Source organism: Allokutzneria sp. A3M-2-11 16 (assembly GCF_024213555.1).
In the GTDB taxonomy this organism is placed as follows: domain Bacteria; phylum Actinomycetota; class Actinomycetes; order Mycobacteriales; family Pseudonocardiaceae; genus Allokutzneria.
Genome location: NZ_JANAVO010000001.1, coordinates 713,681 through 734,312, shown reverse-complemented (window position 1 = coordinate 734,312; position 20,632 = coordinate 713,681). Strand labels below are relative to the sequence as shown.

General features: G+C 69.1%; 20 protein-coding genes. 13 read left to right on the top strand and 7 right to left on the bottom strand.

Annotation, left to right across the window (positions count from 1 at the left end; all coding sequences use genetic code 11):
• Positions 1-2 precede the first annotated feature (2 nt).
• The 3 genes from NLX83_RS03680 to NLX83_RS03670 form a co-directional block, all read right to left on the bottom strand.
• Positions 3-2,015 carry a S9 family peptidase gene (locus NLX83_RS03680; RefSeq protein ID WP_254233448.1) on the bottom strand — a complete coding sequence of 671 codons (2,013 nt, stop codon included), beginning with the start codon at positions 2,013-2,015 and terminating at the stop codon, positions 3-5.
• A gap of 232 nt (positions 2,016-2,247) precedes the next feature.
• Positions 2,248-2,871 carry a dihydroxyacetone kinase subunit DhaL gene (gene dhaL / locus NLX83_RS03675; protein WP_254233447.1) on the bottom strand — a complete coding sequence of 208 codons (624 nt, stop codon included), beginning with the start codon at positions 2,869-2,871 and terminating at the stop codon, positions 2,248-2,250.
• A gap of 13 nt (positions 2,872-2,884) precedes the next feature.
• Positions 2,885-3,892 (bottom strand): dihydroxyacetone kinase subunit DhaK, encoded by a 1,008-nt coding sequence (locus tag NLX83_RS03670; protein ID WP_254233446.1) that lies wholly within the window; start codon positions 3,890-3,892, stop codon positions 2,885-2,887.
• 123 nt (positions 3,893-4,015) lie between these two features.
• Between NLX83_RS03670 and NLX83_RS41740 the strand changes: the two genes are divergently transcribed.
• The 5 genes from NLX83_RS41740 (at position 4,016) to NLX83_RS03645 (ending at position 9,069) form a co-directional block, all read left to right on the top strand.
• The gene (locus NLX83_RS41740) at positions 4,016-4,774 is read left to right on the top strand and encodes an IclR family transcriptional regulator (protein WP_254233445.1); all 759 of its coding nucleotides are present in this window, start codon (positions 4,016-4,018) and stop codon (positions 4,772-4,774) included.
• A gap of 222 nt (positions 4,775-4,996) precedes the next feature.
• The gene (locus NLX83_RS03660; protein ID WP_254233444.1) at positions 4,997-5,317 is read left to right on the top strand and encodes an acyl carrier protein; all 321 of its coding nucleotides are present in this window, start codon (positions 4,997-4,999) and stop codon (positions 5,315-5,317) included.
• Positions 5,310-6,080, top strand: a complete 771-nt coding sequence (locus NLX83_RS03655) for an alpha/beta fold hydrolase (protein WP_254233443.1) — start codon at positions 5,310-5,312, stop codon at positions 6,078-6,080. The genes NLX83_RS03660 and NLX83_RS03655 overlap by 8 nt, the downstream gene beginning before the upstream one ends.
• Positions 6,077-7,255 (top strand): glycosyltransferase, encoded by a 1,179-nt coding sequence (locus tag NLX83_RS03650; RefSeq protein ID WP_254233442.1) that lies wholly within the window; start codon positions 6,077-6,079, stop codon positions 7,253-7,255. The genes NLX83_RS03655 and NLX83_RS03650 overlap by 4 nt, the downstream gene beginning before the upstream one ends.
• Positions 7,252-9,069 carry a class I SAM-dependent methyltransferase gene (locus NLX83_RS03645; RefSeq protein ID WP_254233441.1) on the top strand — a complete coding sequence of 606 codons (1,818 nt, stop codon included), beginning with the start codon at positions 7,252-7,254 and terminating at the stop codon, positions 9,067-9,069. Before NLX83_RS03650 ends, NLX83_RS03645 begins: the two co-directional genes overlap by 4 nt.
• On the opposite strand, the gene NLX83_RS03640 is transcribed toward NLX83_RS03645, so the two are convergent.
• On the bottom strand, positions 9,039-9,887 hold the full coding sequence (locus NLX83_RS03640) for a class I SAM-dependent methyltransferase (protein WP_254233440.1): 849 nt from the start codon (positions 9,885-9,887) through the stop codon (positions 9,039-9,041). The two genes, NLX83_RS03645 and NLX83_RS03640, sit on opposite strands and share 31 nt — an antisense overlap.
• Before the next feature lie 83 nt (positions 9,888-9,970).
• Here NLX83_RS03640 and NLX83_RS03635 point away from each other — a divergent pair, with 83 nt between their 5' ends.
• Positions 9,971-10,822 carry an alpha/beta fold hydrolase gene (locus NLX83_RS03635; RefSeq protein WP_254233439.1) on the top strand — a complete coding sequence of 284 codons (852 nt, stop codon included), beginning with the start codon at positions 9,971-9,973 and terminating at the stop codon, positions 10,820-10,822.
• Between the two features lie 67 nt (positions 10,823-10,889).
• Positions 10,890-11,411, top strand: a complete 522-nt coding sequence (locus NLX83_RS03630; RefSeq protein WP_254233438.1) for a DinB family protein — start codon at positions 10,890-10,892, stop codon at positions 11,409-11,411.
• On the opposite strand, the gene NLX83_RS03625 is transcribed toward NLX83_RS03630, so the two are convergent.
• The 3 genes from NLX83_RS03625 to NLX83_RS03615 all read right to left on the bottom strand — a co-directional run bounded on the left by NLX83_RS03625 (position 11,371) and on the right by NLX83_RS03615 (position 14,590).
• Entirely contained in the window at positions 11,371-12,495 is a 1,125-nt protein-coding gene (locus NLX83_RS03625; RefSeq protein ID WP_254233437.1) for a glycosyltransferase 87 family protein, read from the bottom strand. The genes NLX83_RS03630 and NLX83_RS03625 overlap by 41 nt on opposite strands.
• 82 nt (positions 12,496-12,577) lie before the next feature.
• The gene (locus NLX83_RS03620) at positions 12,578-13,612 is read right to left on the bottom strand and encodes a class I SAM-dependent methyltransferase (protein WP_308209267.1); all 1,035 of its coding nucleotides are present in this window, start codon (positions 13,610-13,612) and stop codon (positions 12,578-12,580) included.
• Positions 13,613-13,960: 348 nt separating this feature from the next.
• Positions 13,961-14,590 (bottom strand): DUF4360 domain-containing protein, encoded by a 630-nt coding sequence (locus NLX83_RS03615; protein WP_254233435.1) that lies wholly within the window; start codon positions 14,588-14,590, stop codon positions 13,961-13,963.
• A 275-nt stretch (positions 14,591-14,865) separates the two neighbouring features.
• On the opposite strand from NLX83_RS03615, the gene NLX83_RS03610 reads away from it, so the two are divergent.
• The 6 genes from NLX83_RS03610 to NLX83_RS03585 all read left to right on the top strand — a co-directional run bounded on the left by NLX83_RS03610 (position 14,866) and on the right by NLX83_RS03585 (position 20,552).
• Positions 14,866-15,510 (top strand): peptidylprolyl isomerase, encoded by a 645-nt coding sequence (locus NLX83_RS03610; protein ID WP_254233434.1) that lies wholly within the window; start codon positions 14,866-14,868, stop codon positions 15,508-15,510.
• Between the two features lie 321 nt (positions 15,511-15,831).
• Positions 15,832-18,144, top strand: a complete 2,313-nt coding sequence (locus NLX83_RS03605; protein WP_254233433.1) for a sensor histidine kinase — start codon at positions 15,832-15,834, stop codon at positions 18,142-18,144.
• A complete protein-coding gene (locus tag NLX83_RS03600; RefSeq protein ID WP_254233432.1) occupies positions 18,141-18,566 on the top strand; it encodes a roadblock/LC7 domain-containing protein in 426 nt (141 codons plus the stop codon). The genes NLX83_RS03605 and NLX83_RS03600 overlap by 4 nt, the downstream gene beginning before the upstream one ends.
• Positions 18,563-19,000 carry a DUF742 domain-containing protein gene (locus NLX83_RS03595; protein ID WP_254233431.1) on the top strand — a complete coding sequence of 146 codons (438 nt, stop codon included), beginning with the start codon at positions 18,563-18,565 and terminating at the stop codon, positions 18,998-19,000. Before NLX83_RS03600 ends, NLX83_RS03595 begins: the two co-directional genes overlap by 4 nt.
• A complete protein-coding gene (locus NLX83_RS03590) occupies positions 18,984-19,607 on the top strand; it encodes a GTP-binding protein (protein ID WP_254233430.1) in 624 nt (207 codons plus the stop codon). The genes NLX83_RS03595 and NLX83_RS03590 overlap by 17 nt, the downstream gene beginning before the upstream one ends.
• Positions 19,608-19,646: 39 nt before the next feature.
• Positions 19,647-20,552, top strand: coding sequence for a TIGR04222 domain-containing membrane protein (locus tag NLX83_RS03585; RefSeq protein ID WP_254233429.1), 906 nt, complete (start codon positions 19,647-19,649; stop codon positions 20,550-20,552).
• The last annotated feature ends 80 nt before the right edge of the window (positions 20,553-20,632 follow it).

Here is a 20,632-nt window from a genome sequence, read left to right as displayed (position 1 = left end):
AGTCAGCCCAGCAGGTCCGGGCGCTGCCAGTCCTTTCCGAGCACGTGGTGGTCGAAGAACGCGAGGATCGTCGAGAACCAGATCTTCGAATGGGTCGGCGTCAGGACCCAGTGGTTCTCGTCCGGGAAGTACAGGAACTTGTGCGGACCGGACCCGTCCTCGGCCCGCAGCCGGGCCACGAGGTCCCACCACAGCCGCATCGCCTCGCCGATCGGCACGCGGTAGTCCCGATCACCGTGCAGCAGCAGCATCGGCGTGGTGATCGCGTCGACGAAGTTGTGCGGGGAGTTGGCGTCCATCACCTCCGGCGTCATTTCCCTGCGGAACTCGTATTCCAGGTCGGCCGCGGTGTCCAGGCGCCACACGGACGCATGGCTGGCGATCGCGGAGAACCGGTCGGTGTGCCCGGCGACCCAGTTCGCCATGTAGCCGCCGAAGGAACCGCCGACCACCGCCGCCCGGGAGGAGTCCACGTCGGCCCGCCCCTGCGCGGCGTCGGTCATCTCCATCAGGTCCGTGTAGGGCTTGCCGCCCCACTGGCCCCAGCCGCGGCGCACGAAGTCCAGGCCGTAGCCGATGGAGAGCGCGAAATCGGGCATCAGCACGGCGTATCCCTTGGCGACGTAGACCCACGGGTTGGCCCGCCACGACCAGGAGTTGACCGACATGATCGGCCCGCCGTGGATCTTCAGCACGAGCGGTGCGGGCGCGTCCGCGCTCGCGTCGTGCGGCAGCGCGAGCCACCCGCGCACCGGGGTGCCGTCCTCGGCGGTGATCGTGATTTCTTCCAGCCGTCCCGGCAGGTCGTACCTGGCCTTGAGCGCCTCGGCGGGCCCGCGCAGCGGCTCTGCGCCGGACTCGCCGATCCGGACCGGCGCGGGCGGGCTGTCCACTGCGGAGCGCAGCGCGTAGATCTTGCCGTCCGGCGAGACCTGGACGTCGGAGTACGCGGCATCGTCCGTGGTGAGGCGGGTTGCCTCCCCGGTCTCGACGTCCACCCGCCACACGGGAGCGCGTCCGTTGTCGGCGGCGACGACCAGCAGACTGGCGCCATCCGGGCTCCAGCAGGCGATGTGCGGCCAGCGGTCCCAGTTCTTCGCGACGTGGCGCACCTCGCCGCCCGCGACCGGGATGACGGCCAGCCAGTTGTCCCCGGGTCCGTCCGGAGAGCACCGCTCGTTGACCTCGAACGCGGCGTGCACACCGTCCGGCGACACCCGGGGTGCGCCGTATTGGTGTGCGACATCGTCGGCGAGCGTGCGCCGGTCTCCGGTCGCCAGGTCGATCGCGACGAGCACCTGCCGCTGTGCGCCTCCGGCCTCGGCGACCGCCCACGAGGCGACCACGGTGCCGCCGTCCGGAGTGATGTCCCAGGAGCTGCTTTCCCACAGGGCCCGGCCGACGTGCCCGGTGACATCGGTGATCTTCGCGTCGTCACCGTTCAGGCTGGTCGCCAGGAGCCGGGTGCGATCCGGTCCGAGGTCGTGGTCCCAGCACCGGATCGGGTTCTCCTCGTGCAGGATCGCCGATACGCCCGCTTTCCGCCGGGCTGACCGGATCTCCTTGTCCGAGGCGAAGTCGGTGGCGGAAGGCATCATGTCCGAGCCGAACACGACGGTCCCGCTCTCGCTGACCACGACACCGTGAACACCACCGGCGGGACTCGCGATCACCCGCGCCTCGCCGCCGTTCACGGGCAGCGACCACAGCGCCGTCTTGGCCGCGTCCTCACCACTGTCAGGACGCGGCCGCGACGACACGAAGAGCAGGTCCCCGTCGGGTCCGAACGCCACCGCCGACTCGCCCTGCTCACTGCGGGTCAACCGCCGCGCCGGACGCTGACCGTCCGGGTCGACCTCCCACAACGCCTTGGTGTAGCGGGCGTTCTCCGCATCCGGCAGCGCCACGCCCACCACGAGCCTGCGCCCATCCGGTGCGAGCCGAAGCCCTTCGATCCGAGGCAGGGCGATATAGGCGTCAAGATCGTCGAACGAGTTGCCGGCGTCAGAGATCACTCAGCTTTCCTATCACCCACCTACGACACTCCGACCCCCTCAACCCAATCCCCGCCCCCTCCTCGCCACCCAGGTTCGGGCGTCTTCAAGTACCCCCGACCCCCTCCCAGAACGTCTCAAACCGCCCCCAACCCCCGGCGGAGTCCGGCGGGGGTTGGGGGCGGTTTGCGGTGATCATCGGCGGGGTGCGTGGTACTTGAAGACGCCCCAACTGCGGCTGAGATGTGGAGGGTCAGTTGCGAGGGGGTGCGGCGGCGTCGAAGAAGTAGGCGACCGTTAGGGCTCCCGGGTCGATTACGCCGCGCGCGTGTTCTCCGACGTAGCTCGCGCGCCCGCGTTTGGCGAGCAGCTTCTCCGTCGAGGCGGCGCCCGCGTGCGCGGCGGACGCGGCTTCGGCCAGGGCGTCGGAGACGCCGGCTCCGCGCGCGGCCGCGGCGGTGAGGGCTTCGGCGGCGGGAACCATCGCGTCCACCATCGTCTTGTGGCCGACCTCCGCCTTGCCCAGGCGCTGCACGACCGCCACAGCGTTCGTCGCGGCTTCCCCGAGCACTGCGGCCGTGACGTCCTTTTCCTTGGCGGCCTTGGCGAATTCCCGGAACCACATGCCGAACAACGGGCCGCTGGTGCCACCCGTGTTCAGGAATGCCTCCGACACGGCGAGGAACACCTCGTGCGGAGACGCGGGCCCGGCCGACAGGTTGACCGCAGCTCTGCGCAACGCGGAGCGGAGGTTCGTGCCGTAGTCGCCGTCGCCCGCCTTGCGGTCGAGCTCCGTCAGTTCGGTGTCGCGCTCGGCGCCCACAGCGACGAACCGGTCGGCCCAAGCACGAGCGTGTTCGGTGGTGAGGGTGGTCATCTCGGGCTCCTTGTCACCAGGCGAGTGCGGGCGTACGGACCGGCGCGTTCCACAGTTCGAGCAGCGTGGAATCGCAGCGCACCAACGTGATCGAGCAGCCGCGCATGTCGAGCGCCGTCACGTACGAGCCGACGAGCGCGCGCTCGATGCGCACACCGATGCCGTCCAAGAACGCGGAAAGCTCGCGGTGCACAACAGAAAGCTCAAGCGCGTGCGTCGATCCGAGGCCATTGACGATCGCGATCACCGAGTCGCCGCGCGCGAGGCCGAGCGCATCGATAATGGGCTTGGCAAGCGCGGGAACGAGTTCGCTCGCGGGGCCGAAAGGCCGCTGCCCGATGCCGCGCTCGCCGTGAATGCCGACCCCGAACTCCACCTCGTCGTCGGCCAGGTCGAAGGACGGGCGCTGCTGCCCGGGGTGGGTGCACGCCTGGAGCGCGAGCGCCATCGTGCGCGAGTTCGAGACCACGCGCCTGCCGAGTTCGGCCAGCTCCGCCAGGGACGCGCCGCGCTCCGCGGCAGCACCGCAGATCTTCTCCACCGCGACCACCGCGGCCGTTCCCCTGCGCCCCGGACCGCCTTCGTCGCCGCCGTCCGTCGCGAGGTCGTCGTCGACCAGGACGATCTCCACCTCGATGTCCTCCTCGCGGGCGAGCTCCGCGGCGATGGAGAAGTTGAGCACGTCGCCGGTGTAGTTCTTCACGATCAGCAGGACCCCGCGACCGCGGTCGGCGGCCTTGATGCCCGCGCGGACCTGGTACGCGGTCGGGCTCGCGAACACCGCGCCCGGCACGGCCGCGTCGAGCATCCCCGGTCCGACGAAGCCGGTGTGCAGTGGTTCGTGACCGGAGCCGCCGCCGGAGACCAGTGCGACCTTCGGTGGCTCGCCGTCCTTCGCGACGCGCACCACCAGCGCCGGGTCCGTGCTGACCTGGACCAGGTGCGGATGCGCCAGCTGGAGCCCCTCCAGCGCCTGGGAAACGAATTCGTCAGGATCGTTGACGAACTGCCGTGCGCTCATCGCTCTCCCGTCGTGGGGCATTCGTGAGTCAGAAATCATTTCGACAATGTCGAAATGATGAACGGACGGTAGCCCCGGTTGACGGTGTTGTAAAGTCCTTGCCCTCACGCCAGGGAGGACGCGGTGATCCAGTCCGTCGACCGCGCCGTCCGCGTTCTCGGCGTTCTGCACGGTGCCCGCCGGATCAGCCTCTCGGAGCTCTCCGCCCGGCTCGAACTCCCGCCGTCCACGGTCCACGGCATCGTGAAGACGCTGGTCGCGCACGGCATGGTGGTGCAGGACCGGGCGTCGGCGCAGTACCGGCTCGGGCCCGCCGTCCTCAAGCTCGGCACCGTCTACCTGCACACGCTCGAGCTGCGGTCGCACGCGGCGGCGTGGGCGGACGAGCTGGCGGGCCGGACCGGCTTCGCGGTGCGGACCGGAGTCCTGATGCTGGACGAGGTGCTGGTCGTGCACCACTCGCCGCGGCCGGACGGCTCGCGCCAGATGCCCGAGGTCGGCATCGTCATCCCCGCGCACGCCTGCGCGCTCGGCAAGGCCGCGCTCGCCTACCTGCCAGGCCGTGCGCGTGCGCTCCTCGGCGACGGGCCGCTGCGCAGCATGACCGCTGAGACCATCACCGAACCGGATGACCTGGCCGAACACCTGGAGCGGGTGCGCGTGGACGCCTACGCCGTCGAGCGGGAGGAGGCGGTGCTCGGCGAGTGCGGGGCCGCCGCGCCGGTCTTCGACGCCTCCGGCGCGCCCGCCGGGGCGATCGGCGTGGTCGTCCCGATGTCCGAATGGCCGCCCGCGGAGTCCGTCCGCGCGGCGGTCCGCGACACCGCGCGGGCGATCTCCCGGGAACTCGGCGCGGCGGGCTGGCCGGGACCGGTCGCTTAAAACCCAACTGTTTGCTACGTCATTCAAACGGGTTGATTTAGCGCGAAAGCCGGAGTGCCGACAAGCGAGATCAATCGTCCTCCCGCACGGTAGTGACCGAGGAGCGGGCCCCAGAGCCCATTCCGGGTCGGTTTGCCGGGGCAAAGGCAAACCCGGTCACCGCCTGCTCTCTCCCTGCGCGGCGGGGAGTCCTTCTCGTGCGCTGGACGTCAAGGAGGATGAATGAGTTCCACCGAACTGACGGACGTCGTCGGCGATTACGCGGCGGAATCCGCCGTGCTCACCACGGTGCGCCACATGCTGGTCGAGGTCATCGGCGAGGATTACGCCCTGGCCGTCGACATCGACATGGACACCTCGTTCAACCGCGATCTCGAACTGGAAAGCATCGAGTTCGTGACCCTCTCGGCGAAACTCCGGGAGCACTACGGGAACACGGTGAACTTCGCGGCCTTCCTCGGCGACAAGGAGGTTGCCGAAGTCGCCGAGCTCACCGTGGGCGAGCTCGTCACCTACATCTCCGGCTGCGTGGCCCGTGACTGAGGTTCACGCGAACAACCTTCGTTTCCACGTTCAGCGGCTCTCGAACTCCGATCCGGGGTCCGCCGATGACCGGCCGACGGTGCTGTTCCTGCACGGCCTCGTCGTGGACAACCTCTCCAGCCTCTACCTGACGCTGGCCACCACGACGGCGGACCTCGGCGCCCACACCATCTGCTACGACCAGCGCGGGCACGGGCGCTCCGAGCGGCCCGCGACCGGGTACACCCTGAACGATTCGGTCGCCGACCTCAGTGCGTTGATCACGGCGTTGGACGTGCGCGGCCCGGTGCACCTGGTCGGCAACAGCTACGGCGGGTTACTGGCGCTGGCCTACGCGGCAGAGCACCCCGACCGGGCCGCGGGCCTGCTGCTGATCGAGCCGGTCGTGCCGAGCGAGGGCTGGGGCGACCGGGTCGTGGAAACCCTGTCGATCGCGCGGACCGGCGCCTACGACGACCGGCTCCGCCACCTCAAGGGCCGCAAGTGGGACAACCTCACCAAGCAGTTCCTCGGCCTGTTCCACGAGACGAGCCTGCTCGCCGACATGGCGGCCGAGCGGCCCTTCACCCCCGAGCGCTTCGCCGCGGTCGAGGCCCCGGTGCACGCGCTCTTCGGCAGCGAGTCGGACCTCCTGCCCGACGCGAGCCTGTTGCAGAAGCACCTCCCCCACTTCGAGCTGACCGTCCTGGAAGGACAGTCGCACATGATGCTCACCCAGGCGTCCGGCCAGGTTCGTGAGCAGCTGAGGACGTGGTTGTCATGAGCCGGATCCTGTTCGTGGTGCCGCCACTGGCCGGGCACGTCCTGCCGACGGTGGCGCTGGGGCAGGAGCTGGCGGAGCGCGGGCACGACGTCGCGTGGGTCGGCCACACCGAGGTCGCGTGCCGGTTGCTGCCACCGGAACTGACCCTGTTCCCCGCAGAGCGGCCGGGTTCGGAGACCTGGCTGACCGAGACCTACGAGCGCTCGCGCGGGCTGCGCGGCCCGGCGGCGTTCCAGTTCCTGTGGAAGGACTTCCTCGTCCCGCTGGCCGGGCGGATGATCGCCGGGGTCGAGGCGGCCGTGCACGAGTTCGGCGCGGACCTGCTCGTGGTCGACCAGCAGGCGCTCGCCGGTGCGCTCATCGCGCGCAAGCACCGCCTGCCGTGGATCACCTCGGCGACCACGTCCGCCGAACTGACCAACCCGTTCACGATGGTCCCCAAGTTCGGCGAGTGGGTCCGCGCCCAGCTCGACGAGCTCCAGCGGGCGCAGGGAATCCGCTCCGACGACGCCGCGCTCGGCGATCTGCGGTTCTCCGAGCACCTCGTGCTCGCCTACACCACGGAGAGCTTCGTCGGGATGAACGCCACCGTGCCGAGCCAGTGCGTCTTCGTCGGGCCGTCGCTGGGCAAGCGGGTGGAGTCCGGTGACTACGACTGGGACTGGCTCGACCCGCGGCGGCAGCACGTCCTCGTCTCGATGGGCACGATCGACCGCGAGAACAACGGGCGGTTCCTCAACACCGTCGTCGAGGCCGTCGCACCGCTCGCCCACCGAGTGCAGGTCAGCATCGCCGCGGCGCCCGGCCTCATCGAGCGCAGTCCGGACCACGTGCGCGTGCGCGAGTTCGTGCCGCAGCTGGACCTGTTGAAGCACAGCGCCGCCGTCGTCTGCCACGGCGGTCACAACACCGTGTGCGAGTCGCTGGCCAACGGTTTGCCGTTGGTGGTCGCACCGATCAGAGACGACCAGCCGATCATCGCCGAACAGGTGGTGGCGTCGGGTGTCGGTCGTCGGGTGCACTTCGGCCGGGTGCGCCCGGCCGAGCTGCGCGAAGCCATCCTGTCCGTGCTCGACCAGCCGGGGTACCGCGCTGCGGCCGAACAGATCCAGAGCTCTTTCGCCGACGCCGGTGGAACCGTGACGGCGGCCGACCACGTGGAGAAACTGCTGTGAGCCTGTTCGAAGCGCTTCCACTGATCGTGACAATCGCATTGGTGCTCAACGGTTTCCGGCTCCGCGGCCGGGTTTCGTGGCTGCCCGTGCTGAGCGACGACGCCTCGCCCGCCGCCGAACGGCACCGGTTCCTCACCGCGGAAGGCGTTCACATCGATCAGTACACAATGGACAGTGCGAGCACGTGGGCTCGGGAGCACGGCCTCTCGGTGCTGGAGCTCGTGCCGCGCGGGCTGTCGGTGGGCCAGGCGATCGACTTGGCGCACGGCGGGATGAGCAAGGACTACGTCGCCGACCGGTTCGCGCACGCGCGCGGCGCCGGACACGCCACCTTGGTTGACGAGGACGTGGCCCGGCGCGAGGGGATCGAGCGCGCGGACGGCTTCTCCCGCGCCGAGCTGACCGAGCTGACCGTCCAACTGAAACGGTTGGCGTGCACCAGCACGGACTACGCGGTCGCCCCGGACCTCGACGCGCTGCCGGAAGACGTCGAACAGCGGGTTCACGTGCTGCGGGAGAAGTACTATGGCGTCCGCAAGGATCTCGTCAGCCCGGCGATCGGTTATGCGCTGCTGATCGCCGGGCTGTACGCGTCGCCGTGGTGGGGGCTCGGCGCCCTCGTCGCGTTCAGCCTCCAGCCGTACCTGATCTTCGCTGGAAGCCCGATCCGCCCGGCGGACCTGCACCGCCACGCACTGCTCCGCTTGGTGCTCGGACCGGTTCGATGGGGCCGAACGGTGGCGACCTTGCTCCGAACGCCGGTTCCGGTCGACCCGAAGTTCGCCGAGACCCGTGAGAGCTACCAGCGCGATGTCGCCGAGGGCACGAAGCGCTTCTTCGAACCGCGCAGGCACACCTGCCCGTGGTGCGGTTCCGAGGAGCTTTCCGAGCACGTGCGCGGTTTCGACGTGATGCAGAACAAGCCCGGACAGTTCGTCCTCGACCGTTGCGGGGAGTGCGGCCACGTGTTCCAGAACCCCCGCTTGTCGTTGGCGGGACTGGAGTTCTACTACCGCGACTGCTACGACGGTTACGGGAGCGGGCTCAGCGAGGCTGCCTTCGACTCCAACGTCGCGGGGTACAAGGCGCGCGCGGAGATGCTGCGGCCCTTCACGACGCCGCGGACCTGGCTGGACGTGGGGTCGGGTCACGGGCACTTCTGCAACCAGGCCAAGGAAACCTGGCCCGAGACCGCGTTCCACGGGCTGGACATGACCGACGGCATCGACGAAGCGGTCCGGCGCGGCTGGGTGGAGCACGGGTACCGGGGGATGTTCCCCGACCTGACCGAGGACCTGGCTGGCAAGTACGACGTGATCAGCATGCACCACTACCTGGAGCACACCCGGGAGCCCTTCGAGGAACTGGACGCCGCGGCCAAGGTGCTCGACGCGGGTGGCTACCTGCTGATCGAACTGCCCAACCCGGAATCGCGCTACGGCAGGATTCTGCGCGGGGTGTGGATGCCGTGGTTCCAGCCGCAGCACCAGCACATGATCCCGTGGCGCAACCTGGAACGCGCGCTCGCCGACCGCGGATTCTCCACTGTGGACGTTCACCTCGGCGAAGCCAATCAGGCCAACGACCTGGTGCTCTCCGCGCTGATCACCTTCAACCACCTCGGCAACGATCCGCGTGCGCCGTGGAGCAGGAAGGAACCGACCTGGTGGCGTCGCGCCCGCTTCATGGCGGTGCTGACCGTCGGCGTCCCGTTCATCGCGCTGGCCTTCATGGCGGACAAGGTGATCCACCAGTTCCTCCGCCGTGGCAAGGGCGGCAACACCTACCGGTTGCTGGCCCGCAAGGACGGCTGAGACTCGAACAGGTTGAGCAGGTAGACGCGGGCCTTCCGGCCGTAGAACGCCCTGATCCCGGCGATCGCCATGCGGGGGAGCAGCGGCAGACGGGAGCGGAGCCCGCGGGGGAGCTGGAGCAGCGTCCGGGATTCGGCGAGGCGGAGCCCGATATCCCAGCGCTGCACCACTCCTGGGTCGTCGCAGTGCCAGGCGTACTGGGCGTCGATCTTCTTCCTGAACATCTCGTCGCCCTGGTGCTCGACCATCCACCGGCCCGCGGTGTCGAATGCGATGCGGCAGCCGGGAAATCCGCGCGCGAGCTGACCGAGGGCGCGCCGGACGTCCTCCTCGCGGAGGTAGAGCAGAACGCCCTCGGAGACGAAGAAATACGGCGGTGGCAGTTCTCGGACAACGCCGTACCAGGAGTCGTCCAGTACTGAGGCGGCCACCATGCGGCGACGGTCGGATTCGGTGAAGAAGCGCTTGCGCAGTTCCATCGAGTCCGGCAGGTCCAGGTCGAGCCAGTGCGTCCGCCCGTTGTCCACGCGCTCGAACCGGGAGTTCAGCCCGGCGCCGATCTCGACGACGGTTCCCTGTGGGTGCGCGGAAAGGAAGCCGCGCACCCACTCGTCGAGGATCAGCGTCCGCAGCACCGAAGGGATGAGTGTGGGCGACCCGTCGAACTTGGTGAAGTCGTAGTCGATCCGCCGCACCATCTCGTCGGCTTTGGGGTCGCGAACGATCCCGTTCCGCTTCCGGGTTTCCAGTGCGCGCGCGTAGAGAGTGCTGAGCAGCGTCTCCTGGACATTGCCGAGCTCGATCGAGATTCGGTCCATTTGTCCAGTGATAGCAGTGCTTCCGCTGTCCCACCTGGCGTGTTCGGCGAGTTCATTCGGCCGTGTCGTGGTGGACTGGGCGCATGCTCCGGCGAAGTGCTTTCGGGGAGCCCGGCCGCACGCGAACCCGGGACGGCAGGCTCCTGCACCACGTCACGCTCGGCACCGGTTCGCCGACCGTCGTTTTCGAAGCGGGAATGGGCGCGAATCGCGGTACCTGGGGGCTCGTGCAGCGCGAGGTCGCGGTGCGCACGCGCACACTCGCCTACGACCGCGCGGGGTTGGGGCGCAGCGATCCCGCGCCCGCCGGGCTGCGCCGCATGGCCACGGACCTCGAAGACGTGCTGTGCGCCGATCACGACACGCGCTTTGTCCTAGTAGGACACAGCCTCGGTGGTGTGCTCGCGCGCTGGGTAGCGCAGCGCCAGCCGGGAATGGTCGCCGGACTGGTGCTCGTGGACCAGGTGGAAGAGGGGATCGAGGACTACCACGATCGAGCCCGAGCCCGTGCGGTCGCCACCGGGTACACGCTCGGCGCCGCCTTCGCCGGTGTTCTCCGACCGCTGCTGATGAAGGTGCTGCACAAGAACTTCCCGCCGGAGATGGCCGCTGAACTGATCTCGGAGGAGGTCAACTCCCGCGCACTCCGGACGGGTGCCGAGGAAGTGCTCGCGATGGCGGCGGGCCTTCGGGAGCTGATGGCGGGGACGGAGCTGCCCGACATCCCTGTCACCGTGATCTCGGCGGGCCGGTGCGGGCGGGCTGAGCGTCCGCCGCGGCCGGTGCTCATCGCGGCGCATCGGCGGTTCGCGGAGCGGTTCCCGCAAGGGCGGCACGTCGTGGCCGAACGCGCCGATCACCTGGTGCCGTTGCAGCAACCCGAGCTGATCGTCAGGGAAGCGCTGAGATTGGTGGACGCGGGTTTTCGCCTTTAGGACCGAAGTTGTCCGCTACGGGTTCTACCTTGGTCTCAACAGCAACGGACCGAGTAAGGACGACGTCATGACGAGCACCGAGACCACCACCCTGACCGGCGAGCGCGCTGACCTGGTGGCGATGCTGGACAAGAACCGGTTCTTCCTGCGCAACACCGCCCGGGACCTCACCGAGGACCAGGCGTGGCACCGCAGCACGGTGAGCGAGCTGACCATCGGCGGGCTCATCAAGCACGTCATGAACGTCGAGAAGGGGTGGATCCGGTTCGTGCTCGGCGGGGCCGAGCACATGATGACCGGGGACGACTCCGGGGAGGACTGGGCGGACGGGTTCCGCAAGGTCGGCGACCAGACCGTGGAGAACCTGCTCGCCCGCTACGACGAGGTCGCCCGAACGACGAACGAGCTGGTCGCGACGCTCCCCGACCTCGACCTCGCGCACGAGCTGCCGGTGGCGCCGTGGTTCGAGCCCGGCGCGAAGTGGACCGCGCGGCGCGTGCTCATGCACATCATCGCGGAGACCGCCCAGCACGCCGGGCACGCGGACATCATCCGAGAGTCGATCGACGGCGCGAAGAGCATGGGCTGAGCCGCGCCGCGGTCCAGAACAGGGCCAGCAGCGCGATGAGCAGGTAGGCGTTGCCGACCAGGTGCTGCCACCAGGTCCAGGTGGCTTCGCGGTGCCCGCCCGCGGGGAGCAGGGAATGCGGTCCCACCACGAAGACGGGCACCAGCGCCAGGCAGGATCGTGCCTGCGCCACCAGAACCACGAGCGCGGGCACGATCCACACCCAGTGGTGGGACCACGAGATCGGTGACAACACGAGCACGCCGCCCGCGTTGGCCACCAACGCCTGAGCCGGGCCGACGCGACGGATGACGACGACCAGCGCCGCGAGCACCGCGGGCAACAGCACGCACCACACCGCCGCCGTGAGCACTGGTCCCGCTTCGAGCCGCGACAGCTCGCCAGCGATGGTCTGGTTGGTGGCGAAGGCCGATCCGCTCAGACCGGACGCACCGAGCACGATGTCGGACCAGTAGCGGACGGATGCCGCCGGAGCCACCACGAAGCCGATCGCAGCCGTGGCCACGATCGTGACCACTGTGGTCACAGCAGCTCGAAAGTCCTTACGCAGCAAGAAGAACAGGATAAAGCCGCCAGGCGTCACCTTGATGGCCGCCGCGATGCCGATCAGCATCCCGCGCGGCCATCGTGGTTTCCGGGCCAGGCAGTCGACTGCGACGAGGCCCATCAGCCACAGGTTGACCTGACCGAACTCGATCGTCGCGCGCACCGGCTCCAAGGCGAGCGTCAACGGCAGCACGAGCGCGGTGAGCGTGGTCCTTCGCCGCATCGCTTTCTCCGGCAACACAGCTTCCGGCAGCACGCGGCCGAACACCAGGTGCAGTGTCACCGCGATGGCGACAAGCGATAGCACGAGAGCCGCGATGACCGCGATTCCCTTAGGCACCAACGTGAACGGTGCGAAGACCACAGTGGAGAACGGCGGGTAGATGAACGGCAACGCGATACCGGCCGAAGTCGGGGGCATCGGGCCGTACAAGTCCCCGCCGTTCCACAGGGTCTGCACACCGAAGCGGTAGACCTCCAGGTCGATGTAGAACCTGTGGCTTCCCAGGAGTCGCCAGCACAGAACGCCCACCAGCACCGCACCTGCTCCCGTCAGGAACCAGCGATAGGCCCTACGGGAACACGTGTCCAGGCGGGCAAGTGGGGATCTGCTCATGCCCTTAAGGACCCTCAGGTCTCGCGGGACGTTGTGTGTCCGCTCTCACACGAACGCGCCACAGCGTAGTTATCTCGGCAGCGCGTGCCATGTGAAACGGCGTCTCCGGTGAGAACGCCCGAGGGTGCTGCGGCGTGGTCGTTGAGCGTCCTACGACCTCCAAGCCCGTGCGATCGAAGGCAGCCAGCAGATCCGCGCGTGCACGCAGTCCCAGGCGTTCGGCGAGATCCGAAAGAATCAGCCAGCCTTCACCACCGTGTGTGAGGTGTCTGCCAAGACGGTCGAGGAAGCCGTAGAGCATTCGGCTGCCCGGGTCGTACACCGCGCGCTCCAACGGAGAAGTCGGCCGTGCGGGGAGCCACGGTGGATTGCACACCACCAGAGGAGCACGGCCGCGCGGGAAGAGATCGACGCGCTGTACCTCAGTGCGGTCCTCATAGCCGAGCGCGGCCAAGTTCTCTCGCGCGCACGCCACGGCCCGCATGTCCTGGTCGGTGGCGACAACGCGCTCAACGCCACGGCGCGCCAGCACGGCGGCGAGTACACCCGTGCCGGTTCCGATGTCGAAGGCCAACGTGCGCGTGGGTAGAGGTGCTTCGGCGACGAGCCGCACGTACTCGCCCCGTACTGGCGAGAAAACGCCGTAGTGCGGCCGAATCCGCGCGTCGAGCTCCGGGACGCGCACGCCGCTCCTACGCCACTCGTGTGCGCCTACGACACCGAGAAGTTCGCGTAGCGGCATTACGGACGGAGTCTTCGCCTGTCCGTGAACTTCGGTGCACGCCTGACGAACGTCTGGTGCGCGCCGTAGGTCCAGCACGTAGTCAGAGTCCAACAGCACCAAGACCATCGCGAGTACGCGAGCGCGACGTGCTTGATGCTGACGGTGGGCTTGGAACGTCGGAGCAGGCGTTGTGGGGATGCGTCCGCCCAGAGCGCGAAGCAACTGCCGCGCGTTCTGGAAGTCGCCACGCCACAACATGGCCACGCCGTCGGTGGCCAGCCGATATGCCTGGTCGGCCGAGATCGTGTCGTCCACCGCGACCACGGAGGCCGGTGGGAATGCGCCGTTCGCGGACCGCCAGTGGGCAGTCCGGGGCTGGCCCGCCTCGGTCCACGAGACGAGCTGGAGTGCTGGAGTTGTCACGAGTCCGTTTCCGCTGCTGTGCTCGGCGATGCCTGAACACGCGCCCCCGGCCTCGGTGGGCACGGTGGCGCGTGGGGGGAACTGGCTCGCCGGAGCTAGTAGAGGACAGCAGCGTGCGCGGGGTTCGTCACCCGTCAAGAATAGCCGAATGCAAACGTTGTTTCTTTGTCGGGGTGAAGAAAAACCGGGCGCGACACTCCCGAAGGAAGTGTCGCGCCCGGTGCGCGTTTCGCGGGGAAGCTAGTCGCACTTCTTCCAAGCGAAGTGATAAATAGTGTTGACGCTACCGTCGGTGGAGTCCATCGACATGAAGCTGTGCGCCCCCGAGCCGCCCTTGTTCACCCGCAGCTCGCTGTTGACGTTGAGATTGCGCTGTTCGCCGCAGGGGGCGTAGACCAGATCGGCGATCGCCGTCTTGTCGGTGGCCTGCCAGTTGTCGTTGAGCGGGCCGCGGAAGGTGTGCCGGACGTGCGCGGTCGGCGAGGTGCCGGTGAAGTAGTAGTTGGCCTGCTCGATGCCGGTCGCGCCGCCCGCCAGGTTGGCGTAGCCGCGGTAGTCCGCCTGCGCCACCGCGTAGGTGAAGCCGTGCGGCACGTTCACCCGCAGGTTGAGCTGGCAGTTCTTCCGCATCTCGGTGGGGTCGGCGGTCCCGCCCGCCTGGGCGAGGTACCGGCTGTAGGTCACGGTGAACGCGGTGTTGTCGTGGTTGACCGCCACCGCGGTGGTGCCCGCCGGGCAGCCGGAGCCGTTGACGCTGACCACGTCGACGGTGATCTTTCCGGGCGGAGGCGGCGAGTCGTCGGCCAGTGCCGGTGAGGGCACCGCCAGCAGGGATAACAGCACACCGGCGACCGTCGCGGTTCTCAACATGGAAATACCTCCGCTGCATTTAAGGCATGGGGGAAGGGTGTCACCTATATGGCGGTAGCAGGTGATTTCGGGCGTTCTTTCTCGCTGCGCAGGGCTGCAGAACGCCCCGATTGTAGGGTGCCCTCCATGGGTGTGCATGCATCCAAACGGATGTCATTACCGTCCTCCGGTCGCCCCCTTAACTGATTGCGCGATCAATATTTCCGGGATTGCGGAGAAAGCTGCGCCGTTCGGCAGCCTTCCCCCGCCCGGCCGGGCTCGTTAGGTTGACCGGCATGAGGAAGCGCTGGTCAGTCGCAGTCGTCGCCGCCCTGCTCACCTCCCTGGCCGTCGCGGTCCCCGCGCAGGCGGCTCCGGTCTTCGCCCGGTGCGTGTTCACCCCGACCCCGGACGACCCCGCCGCGAAGCCGGTCCGCGCTCCGCACCCGATCGCGAAGGCGCGCGGCACCGTCGACGTGACGATCAAGACCAACTACGGCGCCGTCGAGCTCAGGCTGGACCGCCGCAACGCACCGTGCGCGGTGCACAACCTGCTTTCTCTTGCGCGGCAGCGGTTCTACGACAAGACGCAGTGCTGGAGGCTGACCAACTCCGCGCGGCTGGGCGTATTGCAGTGCGGCGACGTCTACGCCGCCGAGAAGGGCGGCCCGGGCTACAAGTTCGACGACGAGGTCACCGGCAAGGAGACCTATCCGCGCGGGACCGTGGCGATGGGCAACTTCGGGCCGGACACCAACGGCTCGCAGATCTTCATCGTGCACAGCTTCGCCAACATCAAGCCCGCGTACACCGTACTGGGCAAGGTCACCAAGGGCATGCACGTCCTGGACCGCATCGTGGCCAACGGGATCATCCCCGGGCCGACCGACCCGCTCGACGGCGCGCCCGCGAAGCCGGTGAAGATCTTCAAGATGCGCTGAGCCGAAACGTCCGTTCGACCGGCCAGCTCGCTCAAAAGGGTGAGGTTTTGGGCGGCGCCAACCGGACCGGCCTTTGTGGACTCTCCGGTGTCGTCCCTGCTCAAGGTGCGTCCACTGAGGATAGTTCGCGTTGCTAGCACAGGGGTCTGACACGGTCTTCGCCGGGTTCGCGGTGTCGCATGATGATTGCGCCGCGTCATCGGGTGCCGTATCACGGTGCAGCTTGAGTCGCGGTCGGCAATGAAGCCCCCAGGCCCGGTGGAGGTCCATGTGAGCGCAGGTCACCGATCATCGTCCGGTTCCGAGGACGGTCCAAGACAGGTGACCGCGCCGCCGAGCGAGACCCATCCGGCGGGCACGATCCGCGGCAGGCTGCTGCGCATCCTCGTGCTCTGCCTCACGGTCGTGGTCGTCGTGCTGGGCGTCGAGGTCTTCTCCGTCATCGGGCGCGACGTCGCCGCCCGCGCCACCTCCGACTCGGTGACCACCGAGATCACCGTGCAGCGGCTGGTGCACGAGGTCCAGCGCGAACGCGGCCTCAGCAGTGTGTTCCTCTCCGGCCACTACGAGTTCGGCCAGCTGTTCCAGGAGTACCGGGCCCGCACGGACGCGGCGCAGCGCGAGGTCCTCCAGCTCCTCGGCCGGGTGCCCGTGGACACCGCGGCGGCGGTGCGGCCGATGCTCGACCGGCTCAGCGACCTCCCGGCTACCCGCACCAAGATCGACTCGAAGTCGATCGGCTTCAACGCCAGCCACGACTACTTCACCGAGCGCATCGCCTCGCTGAACCAGGGCTACCTCGACTTCAACCTGGTCAACGACCGGGAACTGCAGTACGGCCTGTTCGCCCTGCGCTCCCTGGCCACCGCCAAGGAACGGATGGGGCAGCAGCGGTCGTTCCTCAACGGCATCTTCAACTCCTCCGGCAACCGGTTCCGGGACGACGAGTACGTCACCCTCCTCGACATCATCGCCAACAAGCAGGCCGCCTTCGCCGAGTTCGCCCGGCAGGCCACGCCGGAGCAGCGGCAGCGGCTGGACCGCGCGCAGAGCACGAAGATCGCCGCGGACATCGCGAGGGCGCAACGGATCGCGGTCGCCTCGGGCGGCGGCGTGCTGCCCGAGCGGGTCAACTCCCGCGCGCACCACGACTGGACGACCGCCTACATCGACGAGCTCCAGGGCGTGCTGCAGAGCGTCGCCGACGACATCCAGCAGCGCGCCGACGCGCTGCAGAGCGACGCCACCACGGAACTGGTCGTCGTCGTGCTCCTGGTGCTGCTGGTGGTAGCGCTGCTGTTGTGGCTGTTCATCGACACCAACCGCTCCATCATCGGCCCGCTGGCCGTGCTCGCCGAGGACGCGGAGGACATCGCGACCAGGCGGCTGCCGGAGGCCGTCGCCGCGCTGCAGACCGCGCGGGAGCACGAGCGGCCACCACCGCCGGAGCCGATGCGCGCGCCTGCGGGCGCGGGTGCGGAGATCCACTCGGTGACCCGCGCGCTGGACCGGGTGCAGTCCACCGCCTTCGCGCTGGCCAACGAGCAGACCGTGCTGCGCCGCAACACCAGCGAGTCAATGGCGAACCTGGGCCGCCGCAACCAGAACCTGCTGCGCCGCCAGCTCGCGTTCATCACCGACCTGGAACAGGAAGAGCTGGACCCGGCCGTGCTGGCCAACCTCTTCCAGCTGGACCACCTCGCCACCCGCATGCGCCGCAACGCGGAGAGCCTGCTGGTCCTCGCGGGCACCACCAGCCCCCGGCAGTGGACCGAACCGCTCCCGGTGGTCGACGTCATCCGCGCGGCGCTGGCCGAGGTCGAGGACTACCACCGGGTGGTGTTCCGGCGGATCGACGACCAGCTGGTCGCGGGCGCGGTGGCCGCGGAGATCGCGCACATGCTGGCCGAGCTGATCGAGAACGGGCTGTCCTTCTCGCCGCCGGAGGTGGAGGTCGAGATCTACGGCCGCCGCGTGCCCTCCGGCTACGCGCTGGCCGTGATCGACCACGGCATCGGCATGACGGCGGAGGCGATCGCCAAGGCCAACTCCAGGCTCGACGGCGAGGAGAACTTCCTGGTCGCCCCGACCCGGTTCCTCGGCCACTACGTGGTCGGCCAGCTCGCCAAGCGCCTCGGTGTGCAGGTGGGCCTGGCCGAGTCCCCGGCGAGCGGGGTGACCGCGCGGATCGCGCTGCCCGCGTCCCTCCTGGTGGCCGGACCGGCGACGCGGACGGATGCCGACGACGAGCCCGAGCTGGTCCGCAGGGCCCATGCGATCTCCGCGCCGCCGCAGCCCAAGCCGCCCGCCGCCGCACCGGCCCCCGCGCCGGTCGCGGTGCTGGAGGCCGAACCGGCTCCCGACAACGTCACCCAGCACCAGCGCCCCAGCGGGGAGCGCACGCGCAACGGACTGCTCAAGCGCGTCCCCCGCGACCAGGCGACGAGCCAGAACCGGAGCGTGCGCGCGGTGTCGAAACCGCCGGTCGCCGACCGCACGCCCGCCGAGGTGCGCAGCATGCTCTCGGACTTCCGGGGCGGTCACAAGCGTGGTGAGAGCGCGTTCCGCGGCTCATCGGAGGACCAGGCCGGTCCGCACACCGTGTCACACCAGAATGCAGAGGATCCCAGGTGACGGCCGAGCTGAACACAACCCCTGAGACGTTCAACTGGTTGCTGGCCAACTTCGTCCGCAGCACGGACGCCGTGCGGGACGCGGTCGCGGTCTCCTCGGACGGGCTGCTGCTGGCCACCTCGGGCGGTCTGGACCGGACGGAGGCCGACCAGCTCTCCGCGATCGTCTCCGGCCTGGTCAGCCTGAGCCGCAGTGCCGCGCGGCGGTACGAGTTCGAGGGCCTCAAACTGATCATGATCGAGATGCAGCGGGGCTTCCTGCTGGTCTCCTCCATCGGCGACGGCAGTTCGATCGGCGTGCTGACGGAACGGGACTGCGACATCGGCCTGATCGGATACGAGATCGCCGTGCTCGCCGAGCGGGCGGGCGATCTGCTCACCCCGGCGTTGATCACCGAATTGCGAGGGCAGCTGGCGCTATGACCGACAGTCCCCGACTTCCGGACTCCCGGATGATTCCCGGCCTGCGCTCACGCGACGCCTGGTCCACGGCGCACCGACCCGGATCGGCCGCCGCCGGTCCGGCCGAGGCGGGGGACGCCTTCGTCCGGCCCTTCATCGTCACCGGTGGCCGTACCGAACCGCGCCAGGGCGGGCTCCGGGTGGACACCCTGGTCCGGGCGCGTCCCGCCGCCGCCGACTCCGAGCTGGAGTTCGAGCGGCTGAGCATCGTCCGGCTGTGCGCCGAGCGCGCGCTGTCCGTGGCCGAGGTGGCCGTCGGCATCGGCGTACCACTCGGCGTCGCGCGAATCCTCATCGCCGACCTCATCGCCGAGGACCTCCTGGACCACCAGGAGTCCACCGCCCTTTCTGGTCACGCCATCGAGAGGATCAGAGACCTTGTCCGGGCACTCTGAGCACGTCCCGGCAGCCTGCCCGCTGCCGGTCAAGATCGTTGTCAGCGGCGGGTTCGGCGTCGGGAAGACGACGTTCATCGGGGCGATCTCCGAGATCGAGCCGCTGACCACCGAGGCGGCCATGACCGAGGTGTCGGTCGGCATCGACGACATCGCCGTGCTGCCGGACAAGAGCACCACGACGGTGGCCTTCGACTTCGGCCGCATCACCCTCGACCGGTCGTACGTGCTGTACATGTTCGGCACGCCCGGGCAGGAGCGCTTCTCGTTCCTGTGGGACGACGTGTCCGACGGTGCGCTCGGCGCGATCCTGCTGGTGGACACCAGGCGGATCGAGGACTGCTACCCGGTGATCGACTACTTCGAGGAGCGGGGGATGCCGTTCGTCGTCGCGGTCAACACCTTCCAGGGGGCCGACCGGTTCGAGACGGAGGAGGTGCGCGAGGCGCTCGGCGTCTCCGCGGACACCACGATCGTGCACTGCGACGCGCGGAAGCGGGCCTCGGTGAAGGGCGTTCTCGTCGAGCTCATCGAGAACGTGTTGCTACAGCACGATTCCCGACACAGCTCGGACACGGCGGCACCGGAACGGCTCGTCACGGGTTAGCCTCGCCCGGAGTCCGTCGACTCCTGGGGGTGGCTGACCGTGACCGAACCGTGGGGGATCTCCGGCCCGGCGTTTCTCGCCTGGTACAGCGCGCTGATCGTGGGTGTGCTGCTGCTGAACGGCGTCTGGGCCCGACGTCAGCGGCGGGCCGGTGATCACGGCGCGCAGGCGGGCGCGCTGATCCCGCCGCCGTACCACCTGGCCTTCCTGGTCAGTGGTGCGCGCCGCGCGACCGAAACCGCCTTGGCAACGTTGCTGGCGGACGGGCGGCTGCGCATCGCCAGCACCGGGCTGGTGAGCCGTACTTCCGGCGGAGCCACCTCGGACGCGCTGGAGAACGCCGTGCTGGACAAGGCGAACACCGTGCGGGCGCGAACCGTCGTGGAACGGGCGACGAGCTCTGCAGCCTGCGACGCGATCGCCGACGACCTCGCCGACCGGGGCCTGTTGGTGCCCGCCGCGGTGGTCCGGTCCCGGTTGCGGTGGGTCTCCACGCTGTTCCTCGTGGTCGGTGCCGTTGGAGTGCTCCGGCTCGTGGACGGGGTATCGGCGGCGCGCCCGGTCGGTTTCCTGATCCCGCTCGTGGTGATCGCGGGGATCGCCGCGCTCGTCGCGAGGAAGGCGTCCGCGCGCGCTCGGGCGGGCAAGCGCACCGTGCTCGGCGACCGGGTGGCCGCCGAGGCCCGCAACCGCCACGACCACAACGCGGACGAGCCGGACCTGGTCGGCGTTTCCACGTTCGGCTTCGCCGCCGGAGCCGTCCTCTTCGGTGGCCTGGCGGTCTACCCGGACGCGCAGATCCAGGACGCGCTCACCTACACCCCGCCGCCGGTGTCCGGCAGCGGCGGCGCGGACAGCGGCGGGAGCGGCGGTGACAGCGGCAGCAGTTGCAGCGGCAGTGGAGGCGGCTGCGGCGGTGGCGGCTGCGGAGGCTGCGGCGGCTGACCCCGTTCGCACTGCCAACGCCCCCCACCCAACTCCTCCCCTCCAAGGCCGACCCCATCACGCCGCCAGCGACCATCCGC